General features: G+C 69.9%; 5 protein-coding genes and 1 pseudogene. 2 read left to right on the plus strand and 4 right to left on the minus strand.

The window, feature by feature from the left end:
- Positions 1–19 precede the first annotated feature (19 nt).
- Both ABZX79_RS26535 and ABZX79_RS26540 read left to right on the plus strand, forming a co-directional pair.
- Positions 20–520 (plus strand): DUF3626 domain-containing protein, encoded by a 501-nt coding sequence (locus tag ABZX79_RS26535; protein WP_355262596.1) that lies wholly within the window; start codon positions 20–22, stop codon positions 518–520.
- A 325-nt stretch (positions 521–845) separates the two neighbouring features.
- Positions 846–1,064 (plus strand): hypothetical protein, encoded by a 219-nt coding sequence (locus ABZX79_RS26540; protein WP_355262599.1) that lies wholly within the window; start codon positions 846–848, stop codon positions 1,062–1,064.
- A 678-nt stretch (positions 1,065–1,742) separates the two neighbouring features.
- Here ABZX79_RS26540 and ABZX79_RS26545 read toward each other — a convergent pair.
- The 4 genes and pseudogenes from ABZX79_RS26545 to ABZX79_RS26560 all read right to left on the minus strand — a co-directional run bounded on the left by ABZX79_RS26545 (position 1,743) and on the right by ABZX79_RS26560 (position 5,281).
- Positions 1,743–2,216 carry a hypothetical protein gene (locus tag ABZX79_RS26545; RefSeq protein ID WP_355262602.1) on the minus strand — a complete coding sequence of 158 codons (474 nt, stop codon included), beginning with the start codon at positions 2,214–2,216 and terminating at the stop codon, positions 1,743–1,745.
- Between the two features lie 255 nt (positions 2,217–2,471).
- Positions 2,472–3,410, minus strand: coding sequence for a sigma-70 family RNA polymerase sigma factor (locus ABZX79_RS26550; protein ID WP_355262605.1), 939 nt, complete (start codon positions 3,408–3,410; stop codon positions 2,472–2,474).
- Positions 3,411–3,420: 10 nt separating this feature from the next.
- Positions 3,421–4,617, minus strand: a complete 1,197-nt coding sequence (locus tag ABZX79_RS26555; RefSeq protein ID WP_355262608.1) for an FAD-dependent oxidoreductase — start codon at positions 4,615–4,617, stop codon at positions 3,421–3,423.
- A 264-nt stretch (positions 4,618–4,881) separates the two neighbouring features.
- Positions 4,882–5,281: pseudogene (locus tag ABZX79_RS26560) on the minus strand (hypothetical protein).
- Positions 5,282–6,472: the final 1,191 nt, after the last annotated feature.

Here is a 6,472-nt window from a genome sequence, read left to right on the forward strand (position 1 = left end):
TCGGCAGTGAACTTGAGCTATGCCGACTCAATGCTTGGGCGCGGCGGAATGTTCCCGGGGGAACGTTCGCGGGCGTTCGCTGTCAGCGATCACGGGTTGGGGCCGTTCGGGGTCGGACGCGACGCGCGCGGTTCGCCCCTCCCCCTCTGCCTCCCTCTCCCCGTGCCCACGTGACGCGGAGGCACTGGTGCTCGACTTTTCGTTCCGGGGCACGAAGACCGCACAGCTGCTGGCGGACACGGGCGTCCCGGTGGAGTGGCACGCCGGGTTCACGCTCGCGCCGGAGGAGGTGGACGCGGAGTTCCGGGGGCCGGTGATGGTGCCACTGGCGGCAAGGATCTGCCGTTCGTACGCGCGGGAGGGCATCCTCAATGCCGAGGCACTCGGCCACGCGGCGGCTTCCGTCGTAGGGGAGCCGGAGGCTTGGACGGAGTGGGGTTCGCAGGACGAGGTGCTCCAGTACGTCAAGCAGTTGTGGCATGTACTGGTGCGGTACGGGAGGGGGCTGGACGACGTATGAGACGTACGAGACGACGTACGAGACACAGCGCGGGCAAGGGAGTGGTGACTGGAGCGCTGTTCATGGCGGCGACGCTGCTGGTGGCGGGATGTGGAGGCGGAGATACGCGGGAGAGTGCGACCGACAGCAACTCGCCGCCACAAACTGCACGAGCCACCCCGACCCCCACCTCTTCCCCCACGCCTCCCGCTTCCCTCAGCGCGCCGACGAACCCGGCGGATCAGCGGCTCGTCATGGCAACTGTGAGCGGCGGAATCGACGGCCGTCACGAGAGCGTCCTGGTCAACGCCGACGGGTCGTACAAACGCTGTCGGGCGCCAAGCCGGTGGGCAGGGACAAGATGAAGCCCGCCGAACTCACCAAGCTCCGCAAGGCCCTGGCCGAGTCGGACTTCGCGAAGCTCCCCCGCATCAACATGCGAAGCCAGCCGATACCCGACGGCCTCACCACCGCTGTCGTCCACCAGGGCCACGAGGTGGTGACGGACGGCTCAAGGCCAGTACCCGCACTGGACAGAATCATCGCCGCCCTGCCACTGCCGTAACCAAGGCTTGCTTCTGGGGGTTTCGGGCCGTCCCGAGCGCTCGAGTGTCGGTGGGCCGTGACGGCGCGTCAAGGGCGCTCCCTACGGTCGCGTCGCTACGCGATGTGCCTACGGCCCACCCTTGACCCGCCGCCCCGGCCCACCGCTAACGCTCATACGGGGACGGCCCAAAGAAAAACGCCCTGCACGGGGACTGGGGAAGCGGCGCGGGCCGGTTTGGTGGCTTGCGGCGTGGTGGGTGGGGCGCATGAGGTCTATGGGGCGGCGCGGCCCCAGTCTCGGCGGGTGCGGCAACGGCCGCTGGTGCGACACCCCCATTCCCACGCACACGAGCACCCACGCCGGTGGGCGGTCGACCTCTCCGGTCGACCTGCGGACTCATGTCGGCGCGGGTGGGGCGCGACAGTTGAATGGGGTGACTCGTGACGGTGTGGCGTCCACCCCGGCCGGTGGTCGGTGGAGCCTCAAGCAGGTTGCTGATGTGGGTGGGTGGGTGGAGGCGCACCCAGGGGCGGATGGGGCTGCCGACGATCCGGCCGGACGAGCGGCTGGGCTCGTAGGCGGCCGGCTCAACACTCTCGGCCGGGCTGGTGTGACCACGGCCGTTGGATGGCCGGCGGTGCCCGGAGCCACCCAAGTCAGGCGGTCACGAGGATTCGCAGAGGGCCACTGTGCCGATCAAGGGAAGAGGACGACCGGTGGCGCCGCAGGTTCGTCCAGTGTCAGCTTTCTCCTGCATGAGGCGATGGCTGCCGCGGCCCATCCCCGGACTGCCACCGAGTCGTGCGCGACCTCGTGTACGTGGCGAGCCACCTGCTGGACTTCCGCGATCCACGGCGCGAACGGGTCCTCGTCAAGGACGCGACGGAGGTGCACTTCGGCTTCCTCGGGGCGTCCGACCAATGCGGCGGCCACGCCGGCGTGGAAGCTCTCCCAGACGTAGCCGCGCCGCGCTGGGCGCTCGATGAGGCGCTCGGCGACTTGACTGAGGTCGCCGAACTTGATCCGCAAGCCCTCGATATGCCGCTCCGCTTCATCTGCGAGCGCGGATGCCACACGTCCGAACTGGATCTCGTTGCGGAAGTCCTCGCTCAGCCGCACCTGCTCGGCGAAGTCAAAGGCAAAGTGCTCCAAGTCCTGCCAGAGCCACATCGCTCCTACCTTCAACCCACCGCCCTGGCTCCATCGAGGCGACGGGAACTCCACGATCCCGAGCCACCACCCGTGATCATCGATCCAGACGCGGGATCTGCCCCGCTGCCTCAGACCAAGGGGGCGCAGCCGCTCCCGAGCAGCTGCTGCGATGAGCCGGGATGCGCGAGAGGTAGTTGGCATCTCCTCATTGTCGCCACCGTCCCGGCTGTGACGTCGACCGATAGTTGGCCATCGGCGATCCGAACTGCATGGTCACCATGCGTTGATGACCGGCGCGTCGGGTTCGTGCTGCCGCCATGTCTCGTTGAGGCGCACGAGCCGGTCCGCGGCAGCGATGCCGCGCAGGGACGCGACCTTGCCGTCGCTGACTTCGAACGCCACGGCGCCCACGACCCGGTCGTCGACCACGGCGAGGACGGCCGGGGCCCCGTTGACCCACGCGATATGCATCGCGGGCGAGCCGCCGGCCAGCCGCCGCTTCGCCGGCGTGGGCTTGAAGCCGGCCCGTACGAAGGAGGCGACCCGCTCGCGCGTCGTGTACCGCAGTAGCCGCCTGCTCAGTCCGGCGCCGTCCGAGACCGCCGTCACGTCGTCGGTGAGCAGCGCCACCAGCCGTTCGGTGCGCCCCGACGTGGCGGCGGCGAGGAACTCCTCGACGACCCGGCGCGCGGACGCGGGGTCGGCCTCGCCGCCGCGGCGGCGCTCGGCGGCGACCCGGATCCGGGCCCGGTGAACATGCTGCTGGCTCGCGGACTCGGTGATGTCGAGGATCCCGGCGATCTCGGCGTGGCTGTACGAGAAGGCCTCACGCAGGACGTAGACGGCCCGCTCGACCGGCGAGAGGCGCTCCAAGAGGGTCAGCACGGCCAAGGACACCGATTCGCGCTGCTCAAAGGTGTCGGCCGGGCCGAGCATCGGGTCGCCCTCGAGGAGCGGCTCGGGCAACCAGGCACCGGCCGCTCGCTCGTGGCGCGCCTGCGCCGAGCGGAGCCGGTCGAGGCAGAGATTGGTGACGACCTTGGTCAGCCACGCTTCCGGCACCTCGACCCGTTCGCGGTCTGCGGCCTGCCAGCGCAGGAACGTGTCCTGCACGGCGTCCTCGGCGTCGGCGGCCGAGCCGAGCAGACGGTACGCGAGCGAGGCCAGCCGGCCCCGGCCGGCCTCGAACCGATCGACGGATGCGCTGTCCATGCGGAGCAGCCTATGCGGCGACACTCGCACCGGCCCGGTCAGGCGCGGTGGCCAGGCGGCGCTTGCGCTTCGGCATGCCGAAGGTCGGGTGGGCGATGCCCCACCCGGCCCCCTTGAGCACGCCCGACTTGAGCCGCGCGGCGGTCCGGCCGCCCAGGTACCAGGACTTGGACCGCACATCCCCGTCCACCATCTGGAAGATGGCGTCTCGCCGCCCGAGGCTGATGTGGTTGCCGAAATACTTCAGCCCGACGACCGGGACCTCGCTGCCCGTCAGGCGCGCGATGATCGCTGCGGTCGCCTGCATGTTGGTGAGGCCGGCCGAGGCGCAGGACATCGGCAGCGGCCGGCCGTTCTCGCCGATCGCGTAGGCGCAGTCACCGGCGGCGTAGACGTCCGGGTGCGAGACCGAGCGCATGGTGCGGTCGACGACGATCTGGCCGGTCTCGGCGACCTCCAGGCCACTGGCGGCCGCGATGGGGTGCACGGCGAACCCGGCCGACCACACGGTCACGTCGGCCGGGATGGAAGGCCCGGCGACACCGCCGGCGATCGCCCGCGTCGGCTCGACGGCTTCGATGCCGGTGTGCTCGTGGACGGTGATGCCGAGCCGGTCGAAGGCCTGGCGCAGATGACGGCGGGCCTTCGGGGAGAGCCAGGCGCCCAGCTCACCACGGGCCGCGAGCGCGACCGAGAGGTCGGGCCGGGACTCGGCGAACTCGGTGGCGGTCTCGATGCCGGTCAGCCCCTCACCGACGACCAGCACGGTGCCGCCCTCGCCCAGGCCGGCCAGGCGCTCCCGCAGACGCAGCGCCGAGGACCGGCCGGTCACATCGAAGGCGTACTCGGCCACGCCGGGGACGCCATGGTGGGCTACGGAGCTGCCGAGCGCGTAGAGAAGCGTGTCGTACGCGAGCTCGCCGTCGCCGTCCTCGCCGGTCACGGCGACGGTCCTGCGGTCGGGGTCGACGCCGGTGACGCGCGCCAGGCGCAGCCGCACCCCGGTGCCCGCGAATACGTCGGCGAGCTTGCGGAACGCGAGGTCCTGGCCGATCGCGAGCTGGTGGAGCCGCATCCGCTCAACGAAGTCGGGCACGGCGTTGACGACGGTGATCTCGGTGTCGGCGGGGGAGAGCCGACGGGCCAGGTTTCCGGCGGCGAAGGCCCCGGCGTATCCGGCGCCGAGTACGACGATGCGGTGCTTCATGGCGTTGCTCCTGTCTCGTTCGCGTGCCCCTTGAACGAGACGGCGCCCCGGTTGCTGACAGGATCCGGGTGTGACGCGGGTCACTTGGGACTCTCTTGGGCAGTCGAACGGGGGCGATGGCCAGAACACGATTCCCGACGTCCCACCAGTCGCACCAGCCGACGGCCGGACTGGGCGCGGCAATCCTCGGCTGGGCGACCGATAGGGGCAGCCGGCCGCTACGAACTGACCTTCGCTGCCATGGCTGTCAGCGTGGAATTGCGGTCACTCCCCCGCCACGTCGAGGAAGATCCGTACCAGTTCGCGCGGTGGGGAGAACATCGGCCAGTGGCCAGTGTTCATCTCGACCAGCCGCCAGTGATCGCTGCTCAGCAGTTCGGCCACGTCGCCGCTCGGCACCCGGCTGCGGCGTCGAGCCGCCAACGATCCGTGCGACCTGCTCATTCGTGAGGCCCTGGCCGTCGTAGTCGGCCGCAGCCAACGGTGTCCAGAAGCCGCCGTTCCCGGCGATGGAAGCCTCCAGCTTCGCCGGCCCCTCCCACCAGCCGGATACGAGCTTGTCTGCGAGGCCGGACAGCGTCAACGGATGGGCGCTGTGGCCAGCCGCACGCAACTGCGGCACCACTTCGTCTGCCGGTCTGCCGGTGCGACAGCCCACCTTCATCGTTGTTGGGGTTCGGTCGACGCAACGGCCCGTTCTCGGGCGTCGAAATGCAACGAACCCGGCACGTGACGAATCCCAACGCCCCTGCAACCCCACCCGTCTCAGTGGTATCGCTTCCAGGCATCACGGGGGCCCAGCTGGTCCCGCTCGCCCGGCAGGTTGACGGTATGTGGAGGGGTCGGAACGCAACTAACCCCGCACTTGATGAATCCCAACGCCCCGCCAGTCCCACCCCTCTCAGCCGTTTCGCTCCGGCTGTCACGGGAGCGTTTCGATCCATGGCAGCCCCGCCGGTCAGCCGACGTGATGGTTGATCGTGCTGTCGGTCCGGCGGCCTGGCAGGAACGCGGCACTCGGTGGGCTCGGGCACGTCCATTCCGACGCCGTCTGGGTCCGAGTAGCACCCGAACTACCGCTCTTGGCGGGCTCTGGGCTCGGAACGCGACTAACCCCACACTTGATGAATCCCAACGCCTCTCCAGTCCCACCGGTCTCAGCCGTTTCGCTTGCGGCCGTCACGGGAGCGTTTCGACCCACTCGGCCCGCCACGGACTGCGCCGACCGTCGGGAGAGAGACGGCTGGTGTGGAGGATGGGGCTCGTGGGTTCGTGCGGCTGGGAGGGCCGGGGTGCGGCCGCCGATGTCATGCCGCGTTCCACGTTTCGGTGCGCCACCACCCACCCACACCAGCAACGGGCTTGTCGCTCAACCGGCCACCGGGCGGGGTGGGCGCCACACCGGCCCGAGTCACCCCATTCAACTGTCGCGCCCCACCCGCGCCAGTCATGAGTCCGCAGGTCGACCGGAGGGAGCGGCTGGCCGCCATCGTGGGTGCGCGTGTGCGTGGGAATGGGGCTGTCACGCCAACGGCCGTTGCCGCAGTCGCTGAGCCTGGGGCTGAGCCGCCCCCTAGACGTGGTGCGCCCCACCCATCGAGCCCGCCGGTCGGCAACGAACACAGCAGCCACTCCCCGAGCCTTCCCCGTGGGCTCCCCCCCGGGGGCCGCCCCCCAGAAGCATTGCGGCGGAGGTTCGCCGGAAGCTCCTATAGACCGTCAAGTGGTGTGGGGCAGGGGTGGTGTGGTGGTCTGTGTTGGGTGGGGTAGGTGTTTGTAGATCTCTCGGGCGACGAAGCGTTTGAGGCAGCGCATGATGTCTTTCTTGGCCATGCCTTCGGCGGTGCGTCGGGCG

Origin of the sequence: Streptomyces sp. NPDC002994 (assembly GCF_040611155.1) — a bacterium.
Lineage (GTDB): Bacteria > Actinomycetota > Actinomycetes > Streptomycetales > Streptomycetaceae > Streptomyces.

Bases quoted from the DNA above. Each gene is read 5' to 3' on its own strand.
- ABZX79_RS26535 (WP_355262596.1), top strand. From the start codon at position 20: ATGCCGACTCAATGCTTGGGCGCGGCGGAATGTTCCCGGGGGAACGTT.
- ABZX79_RS26545 (WP_355262602.1), bottom strand. From the start codon at position 2,216: ATGTGGCTCTGGCAGGACTTGGAGCACTTTGCCTTTGACTTCGCCGAG.
- ABZX79_RS26550 (WP_355262605.1), bottom strand. From the start codon at position 3,410: ATGGACAGCGCATCCGTCGATCGGTTCGAGGCCGGCCGGGGCCGGCTG.
- ABZX79_RS26555 (WP_355262608.1), bottom strand. From the start codon at position 4,617: ATGAAGCACCGCATCGTCGTACTCGGCGCCGGATACGCCGGGGCCTTC.